A 2,395-nucleotide genomic window follows, 5' to 3' on the forward strand; every position below is an offset into this window, starting at 1 on the left:
CAAGGGCAGCAGCCTGTCACACGTGGACCAATCCGACTGCGACAGGATCGCCCATAAACTCAACACACGACCGAGGAAGCGATATGACTACGAGACGCCCATCGAGCGCATGCAGGAGCTCTCAAAAGCGTTGCACTTGGGGTGTTAATTCACCCCGCATTGCCGACCTCCAATCGACGCCTGCCGGACTTGAGTGACTTAACGCCCAGTAAGAAGATCAGAAATATTGCAACAAAAGAGCCTACGAGCCGACCGAATCCAAAAGCTGACCTTGCGGCCAATAATGCTGAAACATTCGGCAGCACAGCAGCAAATAGCGCAATCAACGAAACCAAGATGAGAAGGCCGCCAAGAACAACTAAGCTTATTGCTACGGCCTTGTTCATTTGGTCTTCCCTAACAAACAACTGAGCATGATCTCACAGGATCCTTCTCACGGCCTAACGCCTGAGCTAAGCCGAGCCGCGAAGCGGCTTCGGCTTGAGCGAACTGTTATACGGTGCTGGCCGAGATGTCACCGGCATTTCCATGTCGCACCCCTCCGGTGCGTCCCCATGCCGAACAGCACCAGCACATGCGACGGAGCTCTACCAGGAACTTTTGGCGCGTAGAAACGGACCGAAGGCAGCGCCAAGTCGACCGGAAGAGGCCTGACAGGTGCTGCCCGCTGCCAAAGGCCAGAGGCGCGGCGCGCGGGCAAAGCCTCCGAAGCCGGACTCACCGGCGCCGACCGCATGAGCGCTGACGACGTGGCCGAAGGAAGAGCCGCCCGAAACTGTCACCAGCAACGTATAACGCCTGAATTAAGCCGCGCCGCGAAGCGGCGTCGGCTTGAATGAATTGTTAGACCGCTGACCGCTAGCCCTGGGTGAAGTACACATTGTTGCTGCCAACAGCCTTGGATAGCTTCAAGAGATGCTCGACGATAGGGACGAGACCTCCAGGATCGCAGTTCAATTCCTCTGTCCGAGACCATTGCGTGGCTAGCTCATGAGCGTCTGAACTTGATCTGGCCGAGAGCACATTGATGAATCTATCGGGAAGCTCAAACAGGTTCTGTCCTTGTTCGTCATTGAGCGGCAGAAGTTCGTGCTTGTCAAAGTCGAATTCTTCACCCGTTGCGAGTGAAAAGAGATTGCTAATGTCCAAATCAGTAATCCCGCCAAACTCAAATAGACCAGGGACGTCATTGTTCCCGTTCACCACATACGCCAAGGCGTTCTCACGTGACGAAACAAAGAGAGCGTTTGGAATCGACATTGTTTCCTCCTGCGGTCTAACGCCTGAGTTAAGCCGACCCGCCCGGGGCCGGCTCCGAAGCCGATGTTAGCGCGGACCTGCCCGAGTGCAAGGTAATCCGATGCGGGTTCGGCTTGAACGAATTGTTAGGCGCCACCCGACGTGTCGCCTTGACCTTCGATCCCGCGACCAACCCTGAACACATGTCCATCCGGATGGCGAACGTGCATCTCTCGAACATTCCACGGCATGTCTGTAGGGGGCCAAGTCACCTCAATCCCTTGCTCAAGACAGCGTTGATGAACCTCATCAACGTCATCTACCCACAGCGAGATCCAAACTGCCTTTTCTGCGGCCTCGTTAGAATCCGGGCCGAATGTCGCCGGATAGCCGCTAGTTCCCCGACCACCTTGACCACCCTGGCAAAGGAAAATCTCGCAATGTCCTGAGCAGACGCCTCCAAAAGTCGGTGGCGTACCCCAGTCCCATCCCCTCTTCCATCCGAGCTTCTCAAACCACAAGAAAGACTGTTGGATGTCAGAGACATTCAAGATCGGCGTTAAATGTTTGACGATCATGTGAGCCTCATGTGGCGCCTAACGCCTGAATTAAGCCGACCCGCGAAGCGGGTTCGGCTTGAATGAATTGTTAGGCCGCACCGCTTGGTTGTTCGAGCGGCCAAACCTCGACGACTCCATAAGCGACAGCGCATGGAGTTTTGGACACCATTTCTATAGCCTCGGCCATAGTGGGCGCCTCGATCACAGCAAATCCGGCGACAGGGAGTTGCGCAGCCATGTAAGGGCCGTCCTTCGTCTGGACTTCTTTAGCCTCGTGATTGCGGACCTGCACGGGAAGGCCTGCAATTCCCATCAAGGCTCCGCTCTTTTGCAGCACTTCGTCATGTGCGTGAGCTGCATCTCGAACGGTCTTGGCTGTGCGGTCATAACCTTCGCGGTCACCGTAACCTATCGTAATGAACTGCGGCATTTGAGATCTCCGTGAGCTGACAAAAGAAACAGAATGTGCGGCCTAACGCCTGAATTAAGCCGACCCGCGAAGCGGGTGGGACTTCCTACGCAAAAGTGGACACCTGCGGGTTAGGCGCATTGCTCGTACTCGACCGGTGACCGGTACCCCAGGGCCGAGTGTAGAT

Annotated in this window: 4 protein-coding genes and 1 pseudogene; 1 reads left to right on the forward strand and 4 read right to left on the reverse strand. The window is 55.7% G+C overall.

What is annotated here, in order from left to right:
* Nucleotides 1-148 (forward strand): annotated as a pseudogene (locus AB5T46_RS20265) (IS30 family transposase); the annotation flags it as partial.
* 1 nt (nucleotide 149) lies between these two features.
* Here the strand turns inward: AB5T46_RS20265 and AB5T46_RS20270 are convergent.
* The 4 genes from AB5T46_RS20270 to AB5T46_RS20285 all read right to left on the reverse strand — a co-directional run bounded on the left by AB5T46_RS20270 (nucleotide 150) and on the right by AB5T46_RS20285 (nucleotide 2,229).
* Nucleotides 150-386, reverse strand: a complete 237-nt coding sequence (locus AB5T46_RS20270; RefSeq protein ID WP_370565920.1) for a hypothetical protein — start codon at nucleotides 384-386, stop codon at nucleotides 150-152.
* Nucleotides 387-858: 472 nt separating this feature from the next.
* Nucleotides 859-1,260 (reverse strand): hypothetical protein, encoded by a 402-nt coding sequence (locus AB5T46_RS20275; protein ID WP_370565921.1) that lies wholly within the window; start codon nucleotides 1,258-1,260, stop codon nucleotides 859-861.
* A gap of 125 nt (nucleotides 1,261-1,385) precedes the next feature.
* On the reverse strand, nucleotides 1,386-1,817 hold the full coding sequence (locus AB5T46_RS20280; RefSeq protein ID WP_370565922.1) for a bleomycin resistance family protein: 432 nt from the start codon (nucleotides 1,815-1,817) through the stop codon (nucleotides 1,386-1,388).
* 70 nt (nucleotides 1,818-1,887) lie between these two features.
* Nucleotides 1,888-2,229, reverse strand: a complete 342-nt coding sequence (locus AB5T46_RS20285) for a YciI family protein (RefSeq protein ID WP_370565923.1) — start codon at nucleotides 2,227-2,229, stop codon at nucleotides 1,888-1,890.
* Nucleotides 2,230-2,395 lie beyond the last annotated feature (166 nt).

This window comes from Luteimonas salinilitoris (assembly GCF_041300785.1).
GTDB classification, from domain to species: domain Bacteria; phylum Pseudomonadota; class Gammaproteobacteria; order Xanthomonadales; family Xanthomonadaceae; genus Luteimonas; species Luteimonas salinilitoris.